General features: G+C 66.7%; 18 protein-coding genes and 2 tRNA genes. 9 read left to right on the top strand and 11 right to left on the bottom strand.

Annotation, left to right across the window (positions count from 1 at the left end):
• Positions 1–37: 37 nt before the first annotated feature.
• Complete coding sequence (locus tag ACT3CF_RS08940; RefSeq protein ID WP_478422003.1) at positions 38–802, top strand: copper resistance protein B; 765 nt, start codon at positions 38–40, stop codon at positions 800–802.
• A 97-nt stretch (positions 803–899) separates the two neighbouring features.
• Here ACT3CF_RS08940 and ACT3CF_RS08945 read toward each other — a convergent pair.
• The 7 genes from ACT3CF_RS08945 to ACT3CF_RS08975 form a co-directional block, all read right to left on the bottom strand.
• Positions 900–975: transfer RNA gene (locus ACT3CF_RS08945), tRNA-Lys, on the bottom strand.
• 61 nt (positions 976–1036) lie between these two features.
• A tRNA-Lys gene (locus ACT3CF_RS08950) sits at positions 1037–1112 on the bottom strand.
• 99 nt (positions 1113–1211) lie between these two features.
• On the bottom strand, positions 1212–2336 hold the full coding sequence (gene rodA / locus ACT3CF_RS08955) for a rod shape-determining protein RodA (protein WP_478422005.1): 1125 nt from the start codon (positions 2334–2336) through the stop codon (positions 1212–1214).
• Positions 2333–4369, bottom strand: a complete 2037-nt coding sequence (gene mrdA, locus ACT3CF_RS08960) for a penicillin-binding protein 2 (protein ID WP_478422006.1) — start codon at positions 4367–4369, stop codon at positions 2333–2335. The genes rodA and mrdA overlap by 4 nt, the downstream gene beginning before the upstream one ends.
• Before the next feature lie 4 nt (positions 4370–4373).
• Positions 4374–4793 carry a rod shape-determining protein MreD gene (locus ACT3CF_RS08965; protein WP_478422008.1) on the bottom strand — a complete coding sequence of 140 codons (420 nt, stop codon included), beginning with the start codon at positions 4791–4793 and terminating at the stop codon, positions 4374–4376.
• An 89-nt stretch (positions 4794–4882) separates the two neighbouring features.
• Complete coding sequence (gene mreC / locus ACT3CF_RS08970; protein WP_478422010.1) at positions 4883–5767, bottom strand: rod shape-determining protein MreC; 885 nt, start codon at positions 5765–5767, stop codon at positions 4883–4885.
• Positions 5768–5785: 18 nt separating this feature from the next.
• Positions 5786–6826, bottom strand: coding sequence for a rod shape-determining protein (locus ACT3CF_RS08975; protein ID WP_478422012.1), 1041 nt, complete (start codon positions 6824–6826; stop codon positions 5786–5788).
• 147 nt (positions 6827–6973) lie between these two features.
• Between ACT3CF_RS08975 and mutL the strand changes: the two genes are divergently transcribed.
• On the top strand, positions 6974–8824 hold the full coding sequence (mutL, locus tag ACT3CF_RS08980) for a DNA mismatch repair endonuclease MutL (protein WP_478422013.1): 1851 nt from the start codon (positions 6974–6976) through the stop codon (positions 8822–8824).
• An 85-nt stretch (positions 8825–8909) separates the two neighbouring features.
• The gene (locus tag ACT3CF_RS08985; RefSeq protein WP_478422015.1) at positions 8910–9197 is read left to right on the top strand and encodes a hypothetical protein; all 288 of its coding nucleotides are present in this window, start codon (positions 8910–8912) and stop codon (positions 9195–9197) included.
• A 97-nt stretch (positions 9198–9294) separates the two neighbouring features.
• On the opposite strand, the gene rplI is transcribed toward ACT3CF_RS08985, so the two are convergent.
• Genes rplI through rpsF form a run of 3 tightly spaced genes read right to left on the bottom strand, consistent with a single transcriptional unit; the run spans position 9295 to position 10509 of the window.
• Positions 9295–9882 (bottom strand): 50S ribosomal protein L9, encoded by a 588-nt coding sequence (gene rplI / locus ACT3CF_RS08990; protein ID WP_478422017.1) that lies wholly within the window; start codon positions 9880–9882, stop codon positions 9295–9297.
• Between the two features lie 12 nt (positions 9883–9894).
• The gene (gene rpsR / locus ACT3CF_RS08995; protein ID WP_188055160.1) at positions 9895–10119 is read right to left on the bottom strand and encodes a 30S ribosomal protein S18; all 225 of its coding nucleotides are present in this window, start codon (positions 10117–10119) and stop codon (positions 9895–9897) included.
• A 12-nt stretch (positions 10120–10131) separates the two neighbouring features.
• Entirely contained in the window at positions 10132–10509 is a 378-nt protein-coding gene (gene rpsF / locus ACT3CF_RS09000; RefSeq protein WP_478422019.1) for a 30S ribosomal protein S6, read from the bottom strand.
• A 246-nt stretch (positions 10510–10755) separates the two neighbouring features.
• Between rpsF and fabD the strand changes: the two genes are divergently transcribed.
• The 6 genes from fabD to mltG all read left to right on the top strand — a co-directional run bounded on the left by fabD (position 10756) and on the right by mltG (position 15869).
• Positions 10756–11691, top strand: coding sequence for an ACP S-malonyltransferase (fabD, locus tag ACT3CF_RS09005; RefSeq protein WP_478422021.1), 936 nt, complete (start codon positions 10756–10758; stop codon positions 11689–11691).
• A gap of 45 nt (positions 11692–11736) precedes the next feature.
• Entirely contained in the window at positions 11737–12474 is a 738-nt protein-coding gene (gene fabG / locus ACT3CF_RS09010) for a 3-oxoacyl-[acyl-carrier-protein] reductase (RefSeq protein ID WP_478422022.1), read from the top strand.
• 37 nt (positions 12475–12511) lie between these two features.
• A complete protein-coding gene (locus ACT3CF_RS09015; protein ID WP_478422789.1) occupies positions 12512–13063 on the top strand; it encodes a hypothetical protein in 552 nt (183 codons plus the stop codon).
• A 131-nt stretch (positions 13064–13194) separates the two neighbouring features.
• Positions 13195–13443, top strand: a complete 249-nt coding sequence (locus ACT3CF_RS09020; RefSeq protein ID WP_478422024.1) for an acyl carrier protein — start codon at positions 13195–13197, stop codon at positions 13441–13443.
• A gap of 172 nt (positions 13444–13615) precedes the next feature.
• A complete protein-coding gene (gene fabF / locus ACT3CF_RS09025; RefSeq protein ID WP_478422026.1) occupies positions 13616–14875 on the top strand; it encodes a beta-ketoacyl-ACP synthase II in 1260 nt (419 codons plus the stop codon).
• Between the two features lie 4 nt (positions 14876–14879).
• Positions 14880–15869: an endolytic transglycosylase MltG gene (mltG, locus tag ACT3CF_RS09030; protein ID WP_478422028.1), complete on the top strand. Its 990-nt coding sequence runs from the start codon at positions 14880–14882 to the stop codon at positions 15867–15869.
• A gap of 67 nt (positions 15870–15936) precedes the next feature.
• On the opposite strand, the gene ACT3CF_RS09035 is transcribed toward mltG, so the two are convergent.
• Positions 15937–16350, bottom strand: a complete 414-nt coding sequence (locus ACT3CF_RS09035) for a hypothetical protein (RefSeq protein WP_478422030.1) — start codon at positions 16348–16350, stop codon at positions 15937–15939.
• Positions 16351–16627: the final 277 nt, after the last annotated feature.

A 16627-nucleotide genomic window follows, 5' to 3' on the forward strand; every position in this document is an offset into this window, starting at 1 on the left:
CATGGCGAACCACGACCATATGCGAATGGATGCCGGCATGCCGCAAGGGACCGATCAGGCTCCCGGCCACGCCGTGCCGCCCCCGGTTGCCTCGGACCGCGCGGCGGATCGCTATTGGGATGCCGCCGCAATGGCGCGCGCCGAGCGCGCGTTGCTCGAATCGCATGGGGGCATGCGGTTCAGCCAGACCATCGTCGAGGTGGCTGAAGTCAGCCTTCGGCGCGGGGGCGAGAATTACCGGTGGAACGGCAGCTTCTGGTTCGGCGGCGACCGCAATCGGCTCGTCCTGAAGAGCGAGGGAGAGGGGCGTTTCGGCGACCGGATCGGCGATGCCGAGGTTCAGGCGCTCTATAGTCGCGCGCTCGACGCCTATTGGAACCTGCAGGCGGGATTGCGGCAGGATGTCGGTGCCGGCCCCGGGCGCACCCACGCCGCGTTCGGGATCGAGGGGCTCGCGCCCTACTGGACGCATATCGACGCTGCGGCCTTCGTGTCCGAAAAGGGAGATCTGACCGGCCGCATCGAGACAAGTTGGGACCAGCGCATCACCCAGAGGCTGGTGCTCCAGCCACGCGCCGAAGTGGCGCTTTCGGCGCAGGATGTCCCCTCCGCCCGTGTGGGCGCCGGCCTGTCATCTGCCGAACTGGGGGTTCGCCTGCGCTATGAGTTCCGGCGCGAGTTTGCGCCCTATGCGGGGCTGGTATGGGAGCGCCGTGTCGGCCGTACTGCCGACTTTGCGCGTGCCGCAGGCGAGGATGTCGGCGGCCTTCGGGTGGCGTTGGGGGTACGCGCCTGGTTTTGACGTGAAAAGCGGGCGCGGTGCGGCCATTGCCCGCCGCACCCCGGGCTTACCGGCCTGGGGGAAAAGTCGTTGCCGCGGAGGTTGCAATGAAAGGCCGTGGTGGACGCACTAGGGCTCGAACCTAGGACCCGCTGATTAAGAGTCAGCTGCTCTACCAACTGAGCTATGCGTCCATGCCAGACGGCTGCGGAAGATGTTGCGCGCCGCACTTTCGAAGGCGAAAATGGCGGCGGATGGTGGACGCACTAGGGCTCGAACCTAGGACCCGCTGATTAAGAGTCAGCTGCTCTACCAACTGAGCTATGCGTCCATTCCGGCAACGTTTGGCGCCTTTGGTGCGGCGCCACCGCGATGGAGGCGCGCGTTTAGCAGACCCTCCGCCCAGCGCAACCCCGAAAATGCAAAAATGTCACCATTTCTGGACCTGGGCCTGGCGGCTTTGACGATCGATCGACATCAGAATGCCGAAACAGATCATGATCGTCATCAGCGCGGTGCCGCCAAAGCTGATCATCGGCAACGGCACACCGACCACCGGGGCCAAGCCCATCACCATCGCCATGTTGATCGAGACATACAGGAAGAGCGTTCCCGAAAGCCCTGCGGCGGTAAGGCGTCCGAACCGGCTCTTGGCGCGCAGCGCGACCGAGATGCCCCAGCCGATCAACAGCCCAAAACCGATGATGAGGCCGATTCCGCCGATCAGCCCCCATTCTTCCATCATCGTCGCCAGCGCGAAGTCGGTATGGCCTTCGGGGAGATAGTCGAGATGGCTTTGCGTGCCGTTCAGAAAGCCCTTGCCGAACACACCCCCGGAACCGATCGCGATCTTGGACTGGCTGATATGATAGCCGGTGCCGAGCGGATCGCTTTCGGGATCGAGGAAGATCAGCACGCGATTGCGCTGATATTCGTGCAGCACATATTTGAAGGCGATGGGGGCCGATACCGCAAGCGCCAGCGCGCCGCCGATGAACAGCCGTAACGGCACGCCGGCGAGGAAAACGACCATAACCCCGCAACCGCTGATCATCAGCGCAGTGCCGAGATCAGGTTGGAGCATCACCAGCCCTGCGGGGAGTCCGATCAGGATGGCGGCGGGCCAGATCGCCCCGAATTTGCGGATCTCGCTGACGGGCATGATCTCGTAAAAGCGGGCGAGCGTTAGGACGATGATCGGCTTCATCAGCTCGGATGGCTGGAGCCGGATGATGCCCAGGTCGAGCCAGCGCTGGCTGCCGCCGGCCACCGCGCCCAGTGCCTCGACGCCCAGCAGCATCACCACGCAGATCGCGTACATCGGGAACGCGCCGAGCGCCCAGAAACTCTCCGGCACGCGCGACAGTCCGATTGCCATCGCCATGAACAGGATCAGCTTGGTGCCCTGGTTCCAGGCCCATGGGTTCACATTGCCGTTCGCCGCCGAATAGAGGACGAGCAGGCCGAAGCCGCCGATCGCCAGCACGAGCAGGATCACCCGCCATGGCAGTTGGGCCAGCGGCTGGGGAACGATGCCGGGGCCGCGCTTGCTCATTCCTCAACCTCCACGCTGCCCCGTTCGGCCGCGCTGGCATCGACGGTGTTGTTCGTCGTCGCGTCCGCAGCCTCCTCGGCGACGGTGCTTGCGGCTTCGGCCGCGTCTTCGGGCGCCGGGGGCGGGGGCGCGGCATGCGTCTTGCGGAACGCGTCGGCCTGTGCCGCCATGCGGGTGCGGTAATCGCCGCCCCAGGTCGGTTCGACATCGGCGAGCGATGCAAGCGCCCGGTCCCGGTCGAACAGATAGGTCATGATGTCGCGCCCGATCATCGGCGTGTCGAGGTTGCGGATCACGTGACCGTTATGTTCGAGGACGATTCCAGCAGCATAGCGCGGATTGTCCGACGGCGCGAAGCAGACGAACAGCGCATGGTCGCGCAGCTTGAACGGCAGCGCGGCGTTGTTGAGCACGCCAGACCGGCGTTCCGCCATCGTGATGCGACGCACCTGGGCGGTGCCCGTCTTCGCGGCGAGCGCGACGCCGGGAACCATCAGTCGCCCGGCGCCGCCGGTTCCGCCGCCGTTGACGACGCCCCACATCGCGTCGCGAATGATGGCGAGCTGTTCGTCGGAAACGCCAAGGCTGGGCGCAACCACGCGGGGCGCGTCGGCGATCAGCCGCGGAACCAACTGCCGCCCCGACGCCAGCCGGCTCGCCATCACGGCGAGCTGGAGCGGGTTGGCCAACACATAGCCCTGGCCGATCGAGGCATTGAGCGAGTCGGCGACAGTCCAGGAATGCTTGTACTTGCGCAGTTTCCATGCGCTGTCGGGAACCGTGCCATAGCGTTGCGTCGTGAAGGGCAGGTCGAACTTCTGGCCCAGCCCGACCTCGCGGGCGACCGGCGCGATCGCATCATAGCCGACGCGACGAACCATCTCGTAGAAATAGATGTCGCAGCTCTGCATGATCGCGTTCTTGAGGTCGAGCGGACCATGGCCGTGACGTTTGTGACAGTGGAACACGCCGTTCCCGACGCGCAGGGCGCCGGTGCAGTTGATGCGCATGTGCGGGTCGACGCCCGCCTTCATCAGCGCCAGCCCATTCATCGGCTTGACGGTGGAGCCGGGGGGGTAAAGCCCCTGGAGCACCTTGTTCATCAAGGGGACGTGATCGTCCTCTGACAGCATCTTCCATTCGCTCTGGCTGATGCCGTCGGAAAAGCTGTTGGGGTCGTAGGCGGGCATCGACACCATCGCGAGGATGTCGCCGCTGAGACAGTCGATGACCACCGCAGAGCCCGAATTGGTGCCGAGCCGGCGCGCGACATATTCCTGAAGCCCCGAGTCGATCGTCAGCCGGACATTGTTGCCCGGCTTATCGGCGCGGGTCGCCAGTTCGCGGACGAGCTTGCCGTGCGCGGTCACTTCGACCCGCTTGGCGCCGGGGGTGCCGCGCAGTTGCGGCTCCAGAACCTTTTCCAGCCCGTCTTTGCCCAGCTTGAACCCCGGAGTGACGAGCAGCGGATCCTTTTCCTTGCGATATTGCTCGGCCGACGCCGTGCCGACATAGCCGACCAGATGTGCGACGGCTGCGCCCAGCGGATAGTTGCGCGCATAGCCTTGCGTGGGCGCGACGCCGGGCAGTTCCGGGATGCGCACGCTGACTGCGGCGAATTGCTCCCAGGTGAGGTTTTCCTTCACCTGAACGGGCTGGAAACCCGCCGCGCGCTTCAGGTCGGTCTGGATCCGCGCCATTTCCTCCTCGGTGAGCGCGAGGAGCTTCTGCAACGCTGCCAATACGCGGTCGCGATCCTCCAGGCGGTCGGGGATCAGGTCGACGCGGAAATCGGTGCGGTTGTTGGCGATCGGCGCGCCCTTGCGGTCGAGAATCCAGCCGCGGCGGGGCGGGATCATCGTCATGTTGACGCGATTGCTTTCCGCCATCATCCGATAGCGCTCGTTTTCGAACACCGACAGCCACGTCATGCGGCCCGCAAGCACCAGCCCGACCGCGACTTCTCCCGCGCCGAGCAGCAGCGCCCGACGAGTGAAGCTATAGGCCTGGCTTGCCTCGGTGATCTTGTTCACAAATTCAGTTCTTCTTCACGTCGCTGTCGAACCACGCGCAGAGCCGGTAGATCAGCGGGAAAAGCGCTGCCGACGCCAGGATCTGCAGCACCAGCGCCGTGTCGACATGTGCACTCATCGGCACGGCAATCAAGCGTCCAATTGCCAGGCAGAAGGTGATCGCGCCGGCGGCGATCAACCAGTCCTGCCAGAAATCGCGCCACACCAGCCGCGTGTCCAGAACGTCTATCACCAGGATACAGCTGGTCCAGAGGACCATTGCCGATCCCATCGGTTGCCCGCTGACCAGATCGTCGAACAGGCCGAGCGGTACCGATGCCCAGACTCGCATCGAATCGCCGCGCGTCATTCGCCAGCCCAGCAGCAACAGCAGGCCGAACGGCGGCAGCACCGGAAAGCTCGTCACGATCGGCAGCAGGGTCATCAACGATCCGAGCATCACCGAAAGCGGGGCTAGCCAGCGGGCGCGGGGCGGGCGATCCGAATGGCCGAGTGGGACCAGTTCCATCGCGCTCAGTGTTTTGGTTTTGCCGCGGGCGGCGGCGGAGGTGGGAGGGGAGGAAGGAACAGCCGCTGCACCAGCGCAAAATCGAGCGTGTCGGGGCTGGCCGCGGGCGTGGCCAGCGCCATGTCACGGCCCGCGCTCGCCACATGCGCGACAGGAATATTGGGCGGGAAGACCCCGCCGGTCCCCGAGGTGACGAACGTGTCGCCGGGCTGGAACGTCATCGGCCCGGCACCCGCCGCGCGCACTTCCAGCATCCCGTCGCCGCGCCCGGAAACGAGCGCAGGGAAGCCATCGCGCGTCCGACGCGCAGGGACGATGCTCTCGCTGTCCACGATCAGCAGCACGCGTGCGGTATTCGGCGTTGCTTCGACGACCTGGCCGATCAGGCCGCCGGCTTCACGGACGGGCTGGCCGGGATGGACGCCCTGCCAGCTACCGGCGTTGAGCGTCGCGAACCGCCGCGTGCTGCCCGAGGTACTGTTGACGATCCGAGCGACCGCGACGACATCGGTCGCCGCCTCCCGCACCTGAAGCAGCGCGCGCAGCCGCTGGTTTTCGTGAACAAGTGCGCGCGCCTGTGCCAGTTCCTGCGCCTCGCGTGCGATCTGTGCACGCAGGCGGCCATTCTCGCCATGGACGTTGAAATAGCTGCCGATCGCGCCCGGAACGCTGGCGACGCCGCCCCATATCCAGGAGATGCCGGAGGAAACCGGCGTCGTCACCTCCGCCACCACGCCTCGCATCACGGCAAAGGCGGGTGGGTTGAAGTTGGAGGCGATCAGGAACACGCCGCCGACGAGAATCCCGCCGACGGCGCCGACATAGCCGATGAACCGTCCGTACTGCGCCCGCCGCGAGTATCCCGGGCGCCGATTTGCTTGCGGCGCCATAGCTCCGCAGTCTCCCGATCAGACAGCCAGAAGCACGCCGCGGAACACCGGATCCTCCAGCGCGCGACCGGTGCCGAGTGCAACGCAGGTAAGCGGGTTTTCGGCCACGGTGACCGGCAGGCCCGTCTCGTCGCGGATCACCTCGTCGATGCCCTGAAGCAGCGCGCCGCCGCCGGTAAGCACGATTCCCTGGTCGACAATGTCGGCCGCGAGTTCGGGGGCGGTGTTTTCGAGCGCGATTCGCACGCCTTCGACGATCGTGCCCACGGGCTCGCTCAGCGCCTCGGCGATCTGGCCCTGGTTGATCTGGATTTCCTTGGGTACGCCGTTGACCAGGTCACGGCCCTTGATGTGGATCGTCGCGCCGATCCCGTCGACCGGCGGCTTGGCAACGCCCACTTCCTGCTTGATCCGTTCGGCGGTGGCTTCGCCGATCAGCAGGTTGTGGTTGCGGCGGACATAGGAAACGATCGCCTCGTCCATCTTGTCACCGCCGACGCGCACGCTGGTCGAATAGGCGAGGCCGCGCAGCGAGAGCACCGCGACTTCGGTCGTCCCGCCGCCGATATCGACCACCATCGAGCCGATCGGTTCGGTAACGGGCATGTCGGCGCCGATCGCCGCTGCCATCGGTTCTTCGATCAGCCATACCTGGCTGGCACCCGCGTTCGATGCTGCATCGCGGATCGCACGGCGTTCGACCGAGGTCGAACCCGACGGTACGCAGATCACGATCTGGGGCCACCGCATGAAGCGGCGCTGGCCGTGCACCTTCTGGATGAAGTGCTTGATCATCTGCTCGGCGACATCGATGTCGGCGATCACGCCGTCGCGCAGCGGGCGAATCGCCTCGATCGTGCCCGGCGTCTTGCCCATCATCAGCTTGGCGTCGTCGCCGACGGCCTTGACCTTCCGCACGCCGTTGAGCGTTTCCACCGCCACCACCGACGGTTCGTTCAGAACCACGCCGCGTCCACGCAAATAGACGACCGTGTTTGCCGTACCCAGGTCGATCGCCATGTCCTGCGACATGAATTTGAAGAAACGCGAGAAAGCCATCTAATATCCGTCCTGCCGCGCGCCCGCCGGCGGCTGTTCGCACCGAGATTGCCCGCGTCCTGCCGCGGCTGGATCGGAATCGAAATCCGGCCAAATGCCATCGGATCAGGGTCGCGGGATGCCGCCCGTTGGGCTAGACGGGAGACCATGTCAATACGCCGTCTGCCCGAGCATCTTGTCAATCGCATTGCAGCGGGCGAAGTGGTCGAAAGACCTGCCAGCGCGCTGAAGGAACTGGTCGAAAACGCGATCGACGCCGGCGCCGGTCGGATCATGGTCCGGCTGGCGGGCGGCGGGATCGACCTGATCGAGGTGATCGATGACGGGTGCGGTATGGCGCCCGACGAAATGGCGCTTGCGCTGGAGCGACATGCGACGTCCAAACTGCCCGACGACGCGATCGAGGCGGTCGCCACGCTGGGGTTTCGGGGGGAGGCGTTGCCGTCGATCGCCAGTGTCGCGCGGCTGACGCTTGAGAGCCGCGTGCGCGGCCGCGACGGATGGGCATTGCTCGTCGACAATGGTGTGCAGGAAAGCGCAGGGCCGGCCGCACTGCCGCCCGGCACGCGCGTGCGCGTCGAGGCGCTGTTCGCCCGCGTCCCCGCCCGGCGCAAGTTCCTGCGATCGACGCGCGCCGAATATGCCGCATGCCTCGACGTCGTGAAGCGGCTGGCGATGGCGCGGCCGGAAATCGGCTTCACGGTCGAGCACGAGGGGCGACGGGCCTTGTCGGTACAGGCGGGAGAAACGCGCCCGCAGCGGGTGGCCGCGCTTACCGACCGGGCGCTTGCCGACAACAGCGTCGGCATCGACTTCGAGCGTGAAGGGCATGTGCTGGGCGGCGTTGCCGGCCTGCCGACGTTCAATCGCGGGGTGGCCGACCATCAATATCTGTTCGTCAACGGCCGCCCGGTAAAGGATCGGCTGCTCGCCGGGGCGGTGCGGGGCGCCTATGCCGAGATGCTGGCACGCGATCGGCATCCGGTGGTCGCCCTGTTCCTCGATGTTCCGCCCGATGCGGTCGACGTGAATGTCCACCCCGCGAAGACCGAGGTGCGATTTCGCGACCCCGCACTCGCACGGGGTCTCATCGTCAGCGGCCTTCGTCGCGCGCTCGACGCGGCAGGCCATCGCAGCGTTCAGCGCCCGGCCGATGCCGCGCTCGCGATGTGGCGGCCGGGCGACATGCTGCCCGAGCAAGCGCTTGAACGATCGGATGACGTCGCGGCGGCGTCTTCGTTTCGCGACCGTGCGATGGATTTCGGGTACGGTGCGAGCGTGCCCCCGTCCGACGGCGGGCAAGCCGTGATGTTCGCCCGGCATAGCGGTTTGCCGCGCGGCGATTTTGCCGGAGGTTTCGTGGCCGCACCGCAGGCGCGGGCCGAAGCGGCGCATGCCGAGGTTCCTGCCGGTCCTGAATTCCCGCTGGGTGTCGCGCGCGGACAGGTCGCCCGCACCTATATCGTCGCAGAGGCAGAGGACGGGCTGGTGATCGTCGATCAGCACGCTGCGCACGAACGCCTTGTTCTCGAACGGATGCGCCGCGCAATGCAGGGCGGTCGCGTTGCCGCCCAGGCGTTGCTGTTGCCGGAGGTTGTCGAGCTCGACGAACCCGGCTGCGATCGGCTGGAAGCGCGGGCTGGCGAACTCGCAGATTTCGGACTGGAACTCGAACGTTTCGGACCGCGTGCGATGCTGGTTCGGGCCACGCCCGCGATGCTCGGCAAGGGCGACGTTCACGCGCTGGTGATCGACTTGGCGGACGAACTCGCGAGTTTCGATGAGGCGCTGAGCCTGCGCGAACGGCTCGACCATGTTGCCGCGACCATGGCGTGCCACGGCTCCGTACGCGCCGGGCGCGTGCTGTCGGTGGCGGAAATGAACGCGCTGCTTCGCGAGATGGAGGCAACCCCGCATTCGGGACAATGCAACCACGGCCGCCCCACCTGGGTGAAGCTGGCGCACGGCGACATCGAAAAGCTGTTCGGACGTAAATAGTTGCGCCGGTCACGACCGGCGGTTGCGCTGGCTGCGCCGGCGAATCTCGGTTAGCCTCTTCGGGTTCCATAGGGGGAGTGAACCGATGAAGTGCATCCCGATCCTGTCCTGGGCGGCAGCATCGTTACTGATGGCGCAGCCGGTGACGGCGTCCGTGCTGCAATCGGCGGCTCCGGCCGCCGCGCCGACTGCGGCGCCGGTTCCGGAGGCCGACCGCAAGATCTGTCGGTCGATGACGCCGACCGGGTCGATCATGGCCAAGCGCATCTGCATGACCAAGCGGCAATGGGTGGAGTTTCGCGATGCCACGACGCGCGCTGCGGAGAGCATGCGCGACCACCAGCATGGTTATGACCCCCGTCTGGGGAATTGAGGGCGTCCGGGCGCGCCGGTTGTCGACGGCGCGCCAATGAAAAGGGCCGCTCCGACGGATCGGAGCGGCCCCTTCATTCCGGTTGCCCGGCCGTGGATCAGCCCTGGGCTTCCTCGGTCGGCTCGGCGGCGATTTCGCCCGGCTCGAGGTTCGGATCGCGATCCTCGGTGAAGCCGGCTTCCTCGCGCTCGAACATCGCAGCCATGACGTCGACGCCCTGCGCCTGCATCTCGGCCTCTTCGGGCGAGCGCGCAACGTTGACCTTGACCGTCACCGACACCTCGGGGTGCAGCGCGACGCGGACTTCGTACACGCCGATCGCCTTGATCGGGCGGTCGAGCACGATCTGCGACTTGGTGACCTTGTGGCCATCGGCAACCAGCGCCTCGACCAGGTCGCGCACGGCGACCGAGCCATAGAGCTGGCCGGTGTTCGACGCCTGACGGATCAGGGTCACCGAAACGCCCTCGAGCGTGCCGGCTTCCTTCTGCGCGTCGACGCGGCGGGCGGCGTTTTCAGCCTCGATCCGCTCACGGTTGGCTTCGAAGACCTTGCGGTTGGCTTCATTGGCGCGAAGCGCCTTCTTGCGCGGAAGCAGGTAGTTGCGGGCGAAGCCGTCCTTTACCTTGACCACATCGCCGATGTGGCCGAGCTTCTCGATGCGCTCCAGCAGAATGACGTCCATCGGGTCCGCTCCTTACTTCACGATGTAGGGCAGCAGGCCCAGGTGACGGGCGCGCTTGATGGCCTGAGCCAGCTCGCGCTGCTTCTTCGCGCTCACCGAAGTGATGCGCGACGGGACGATCTTGCCACGCTCCGAAACGAAGCCCTGCAGCAGGCGGACGTCCTTGTAATCGATCTTCGGCGCATCCTTGGCCGAGAAGGGGCAGCTCTTGCGGCGGCGGAAAAAGGGTCGTGCCATGATACTTTCTCCTTAGCCCTCGAAGCTCTGCTCTTCGCCGCGCTCGCGACGGCCGCGACGCTCGCGATCGCCCTTGCGCATCATCACCGACGGGCCCTGCTCATGCGCGTCGACCTTGACGGTCATGTAGCGGATGACGTCTTCGTTGATCTGCGTCTGGCGTTCCAGCTCGGCAACCACGCCGGCCGGCGCGTCGATTTCGAGCATGACATAGTGCGCCTTGCGGTTCTTCGCGATGCGATAGGCAAGGCTGCGAAGACCCCAGGTCTCGGTCTTGACGACCTTACCGGCATTGTCTTCGACGATCTTGGTGGCGGCTTCCGCCAGTGCGTCCACTTGCGCCTGCGCCAGATCCTGGCGCGCAAGGAACACATGCTCGTAAAGCGGCATGGGCTTCTTTCATGTTGGCCGATCGCTGGCGCCGCCCCATGCGGACACCCCTCCGGCTGTCGTCTCACTAAGCTAAAGCACGCGCGGAAAAGCAGCGCCCTCCGCTCGTGGAGCGGCGCCCTTAGCGGTCGTGGCCGTAAAAGGCAAGGGAAATGCCGGTCGTCGGCCGCGATCCGGCCTTGCGCGCAAGGGGGGCAACGCACTAACCCGCGCGGTCACGATAAGACAAACAAGCAGGAGTAGCCAATGCGCGCCTTCATCTTCCCGGGGCAGGGCAGCCAGGCCGTGGGCATGGGCAAGGCGCTGGCCGAAGCCAGCGTTCACGCCCGCGAGGTGTTTCAGGAGGTCGACGACGCGCTCGGCCAGCACCTCTTTCGCCTGATGAGCGAAGGGCCCGAGGACGAACTGACGCTCACCGCCAATGCCCAGCCGGCGATCATGGCCAACGCCATCGCGGTGCTCCGCGTGCTCGAACGCGAAGGCGGCATCCGCCTGGCCGACAAGGGCGATTTCGTGGCGGGGCACAGCCTGGGTGAATATAGTGCGTTGTGCGCAGCCGGAGCGATCGACCTGCCGACGACCGCGCGCCTGCTGCGCCGGCGCGGCGAGGCGATGCAGGCAGCGGTGCCGGTGGGCGAGGGCGCGATGGCTGCGCTGCTGGGCGCCGATGTCGAAAAGGCTGCGGCGATCGCGGCGGCGGCAGCCGAGGGGCAGGTCTGCACCGTCGCCAACGACAACGACCCGACTCAGGTCGTTATTTCGGGGCATCGCGCCGCCGTCGAACGCGCGCTGCCGCTCGCCAAGGAAATGGGCGCCAAGCGCGCGGTGCTGCTGCCGGTTTCGGCGCCGTTCCACTGTCCGCTGATGCAGCCTGCTGCCGACGCGATGGCCGAGGCGTTGGCGACCGTGGCGGTCCAGTCGCCGCTCGTGCCGCTCTATGCCAATGTCACCGCAGCGCCGGTCGTCGATCCCCAGGTGATCCGCTCCCTGCTGGTCGAGCAGGTCACCGGCATGGTCCGCTGGCGCGAATCGGTGGCGGCGATGGTCGAGGCCGGCGTCGATCAGTTCGCCGAACTCGGGGGGAAGGTGCTGGCGGGCATGGTCAAGCGGATCGCGCCCGATGCGCCGACGCACAGCCTGATCGGCATGGCCGATATCGAGGCTTTCGCCAAAACGCTCTAATCGCGGCGCGCTGCGTCGTTTTGCAGATACAAGGAAAACAGCACCATGTTCGATCTTAGCGGGATGACCGCACTCGTCACCGGCGCGTCCGGCGGTATCGGTTCGGCGATCGCTCGCGCGCTGGCGGCGCAGGGCGCGCGCCTGGCGCTTTCGGGCTCGAATGTCGAAAAGCTCGAGGCCTTTCGCGCCGAACTGGGGGGCGATCATGTCGCATTGCCGTGCAACCTTGCCGATGCGGCGGCGGTCGACGCGCTGGTGCCGCAGGCGGTGGAAGCGCTCGGCAAGCTCGACATCCTCGTCAACAATGCGGGCGTGACGCGCGACAATCTGGCGATGCGGATGAAGGACGAGGAGTGGGAACAGGTCATCAAGGTGAATCTTGAGGCCGCGTTCCGCCTGATCCGTTCGGCCGCCAAGCCGATGATGAAGGCGCGGTTCGGCCGGGTCGTGTCGATCACGTCGGTCGTGGGCGTGACGGGCAATCCGGGGCAGGCCAACTATGCCGCGTCGAAGGCGGGCCTGATCGGCATGTCGAAGGCGCTGGCGCAGGAACTGGCGAGCCGCAACATCACCGTCAATTGCGTCGCGCCCGGGTTCATCCGCTCGGCGATGACCGACGCGCTTCCCGATGCGCAGAAAGAAGCGTTGCTCGGCCGCATTCCGGCGGGCAAGCTGGGCGAGGGCGACGATATCGCCGCCGCCGTCGTCTATCTGGCGAGCCGCGAGGCATCCTATGTCACCGGCCAGACGCTGCATGTGAACGGCGGGATGGCGATGATCTGACGCGGTTGCGAAGCTGTTGGGGGAGGGTGTCTTGACGATGCGAAACGGGGTGCGACCCGCCGGCGCGGCGGCGGCGCTGCTGCTGCTCGGTTGCGCGGCGGCGCCCGCAAGGGCGGCCGATCTCGGCACGCTCGACTGTGTCGTCACGACGCTCGATCCTGCGGTTCGCAAGGAGATCGAGACCGATACCGCGCGCAACCTGGCCGAAAGCGGCCACAGGCCCAGCTATGCCGCGACGGTCGGGTCGGGCATCGGCACCGCGGCGGCCGAGTGCGCACGCACGCATGGCTGGTCGCCGACGGCGGTGCGGGCGGCAAGCATCTTCGCGCTCGCCAAGCTGGGGCTGCCGATCGCGCAGCGGGTGGTGAGCGAGCGGGGATTCGATCCCGCCGTGCTCGAAGATGCCTTTCAGGCGCTTCCAGACGATGTGCGCAGCCGTCCGCTGACCGCAACCGAGACGCAGGCGCTGGTGCGCTCGGTCGTGACCGACGAGGCGCAGCAGACGCGCGAGAATGCAGAATTGCTTGCGGAGTTCTTCGCCTTTCTGAATAGCGTCCAATATGCGAGCATCGCCTTCGCCAACGCCTGACCGGCGGCGGGGCGTGTGCAGCGGCGGGCCGGTGCCGCTGCTTCGCGTCAGCGAACCTCTTGCAACGTTCCCGGCAGCATTCTAGGTGCGGTTCAAGCAATCTGAGCCCCAATCAAAGGACAACAGGGTTTATGGCCAACCAGGAAGAAATCACCGCGCGCGTCACGGCGCTCGTCGTCGATCACCTCGGCGTGGACGCGGCTGAGGTGAAGCCCGAGGCGAGCTTCATCGACGATCTCGGCGCCGACAGCCTCGATATCGTCGAGCTGGTGATGGCGTTCGAGGAAGAATTCGGTGTGGAGATCCCCGACGACGCGGCTGAGAAGATCAGCACCGTTGCCGATGCGGTGAGCTACATCAGCGAGCACAAGAAGGACTGATTGGTCCGTGGCGTTCCACGCCTGCGGGCGGGGTCCTGCCCTTCAGCGGCTTTCCGGCCCCGACCAACGGGGACGGGAAGCCGTTTCGCGTTCCGCCACCCGCCTTGCGCCCGCCCGGGCGCACCCGGCGGGCCGGTTCGCGGATTGAACGTTGTTTGACGGAGAAATTGCCATGCGCCGCGTAGTCGTCACCGGCCTTGGGCTCGTCACCCCGCTTGGTGCGGATGTGGAGACGAGCTGGAAGAACATCATTGCGGCGCGTTCGGGCGCCGGCACGATCACCCGCTTCGATGCGACGGATTTCCAGAGCAACTATGCGTGCGAGGTGAAGCCGGCGGACCACGAATATGGTTTCGATCCGTCGCGGCGCGTCGACCACAAGGTGCAGCGCCAAGTCGATCCGTTCATCGTCTATGGCATCGACGCCGCGGGCCAGGCGATCGAGGATGCCGGGCTGCTCGACATGCCCGAGGAGCTGCGCCTGCGCGCCGGTTGCTCGATCGGTTCGGGCATCGGCGGCCTGCCGGGCATCGAGAGCGAGTCGCTGGTGCTTGCCGCCAAGGGGCCGAAGCGTGTCTCGCCGCACTTCGTCCACGGGCGCCTGATCAACCTGATCTCGGGCCAGGTCTCGATCAAGTACGGTCTGATGGGGCCGAATCATGCGGTCGTCACCGCCTGTTCGACCGGCGCGCACTCGATCGGCGATGCCGCGCGGATGATCGCGATGGACGACGCCGACATCATGCTCGCGGGCGGCGCCGAGGGCGCGATCTGCCCGATCGGCATCGCGGGGTTCGGCCAGGCGCGTGCGCTGTCGACCGGCTTCCGCGACGACCCCACCAAGGCAAGCCGCCCCTATGACCGGGACCGCGACGGCTTCGTGATGGGCGAGGGTGCGGGCGTGGTCGTGCTCGAGGAATATGAGCATGCCAAGCGCCGCGGCGCCAAGATCTATGCCGAGGTGATCGGCTATGGCCTGTCGGGCGACGCCTATCACGTCACCGCGCCGCATCCCGAGGGTTCGGGCGCGTTCCGGTCGATGCAGATGGCGATGAAGAAGTCGGGCCTCGCGCTTGAGGACATCGACTATATCAACGCGCACGGCACCTCGACCCCGCTGGGCGACGAGCTGGAACTGGGCGCGGTGCGCCGGCTGTTCGGCGACGCGATCGGCGGGCTGTCGATGAGCTCGACCAAGTCGGCGATCGGCCACCTGCTGGGCGGCGCGGGTGCGGTGGAGAGCATCTTCTGCATCCTCGCGCTGCGCGACCAGGTGGTGCCGCCGACGCTGAACCTCGACAACCCTAGCGAGAATTGCGCGGGCGTCGACCTGGTCCCGCACGTCGCCAAGCAGCGCAAGGTCAAGGCCGTGCTCAACAACAGCTTCGGCTTTGGCGGCACCAATGCCAGCCTGGTGATGAAGGCGATCTGACATCGTGTCACCCCAGCCTCCGCGGCGGCGAACAAGCGGCTGCGCACTGATCGCAGCGTTGCTCGCGCTGCTCGCGATCGGCCTCGGCGTCCTCCACATGTGGGGCGGCGCCGGGCCGGCGGCGGCGAATGTCAGCGTGGAGATCCCCGAAGGGGCCGCGCTGGCACGCGCCGCGGATGCCCTCGAAAAGGCGGGGGCGATCGGATCGGCCCGCCGCTTCGTGGTGCTCGCCCGCATCTTCGGCGGTTCGACGCCGATCCAGGCGGGCGAATACCGCATCCCCGCGCATCTGAGCCAGGCCGACATCCTGAAGATGATGCAGGGCGGCCGCACCGTGCAGCGCTTTGTCCGGGTGCCCGAGGGCACGCCGTCGATCCTCGTCCACGAGGCGCTGATGAAGGCGCCCGAACTGACCGGCAGCGTCGAGGTCCCCGCCGAGGGATCGGTGCTGCCCGACAGCTATGCCTATAACCGCGGCGACACGCGCCAGAGCGTGCTCGACCGGATGCAGAAGGCGATGACCGCCTATCTCGCCAAGGCCTGGGCGGCGCGGCGCCCCGGCATCGCGGTCAAGACGCCGCAGGAAGCGGTCACGCTCGCCTCGATCGTCGAGAAGGAGACGGGCAAGGCCGAGGAACGCCGGATGGTCGCCGCGGTCTATGCCAACCGGCTGAAGCAGAACATGCGCCTGCAGGCCGATCCGACGGTGATCTATCCGATCACGCACGGCAAGCCGCTGGGCCGCCGCATCCTCCAGTCCGAACTCCACGCGCGCAACGCCTATAACACCTATGCGATGGCCGGGCTGCCCGCCGGGCCGATCGCCAATCCGGGCCGCGCGTCGATCGACGCGGTGCTCGACCCCGCGGCGTCGAACGCGCTCTATTTCGTCGCCGACGGCACCGGCGGCCATGTGTTCGCCGAGACGCTGGAACAGCACAACGCGAACGTGCAGAAATGGTACGCCATCCGCCGCAGCCGCGGCGAGATGTAGGCAAGGCCCCGGCGGCCGCGTCGCCCGGCGCGGCCGCAAAGGTTCCAAAGGTTCCGCAAAAGCGACATCAACGCGCCCCCGACGGATCGTCGCGGCGGAAGCGCGTCATCGGCTCGCCATAGCAGGCGGCGAAGAGCAGGCGATTGTCGTACCGCCGCCGATGGCCGACGACCTTGCCGCGCCGCATCACGGGGACGACCACGCCCTCGCGCCCGCGCCGCACCGCCTCGTCATAGGATCGCAGCCGCCCTTCCTGCACCGCCGCGTCCCAGGCGCGCGCGAACGCCGCCGCATCGGGCCGCTTGCGCAGGCGATTGGCGGTCTGAGGCGTCATCCCCACCGCGCGCGCCGCCGCCCCGACGCCGCCATGCTGCGCCAGCTCGGCAATGAAGCGCCGCTGGCGCTCAGGCGACCACCCGTCGCTGCGCGCGCCGGTGGCGACAGGCGTGAAGGCGAAGGGATCGTCCGATTCGGGTTCCATCCACCAGTTTATGCCTGAAGGGCAGGGTTGTAGGAAAGTGTTTGTTTTTGGTTTGTTCCGGGTGGGGTGCTTTAGTTTCTTGGGCTTGCCGCCTTTCGACCAGCTCAGGACATTCCACGGCGTTAAATTTGGCATCGGCTTTTGCTGAAACCCGCCATTTGGGTCCGCAAACCGGTCGGTCGGCTTTGCGCCCTAATTCCGGCCATTTCAAACGGAGCGCGCCGACCTCGAAACCGGCCGCCCCACCATTACCTCATGGTGCAGTGCGAGCGCACCG

This window comes from Sphingomonas chlorellae (assembly GCF_056485145.1).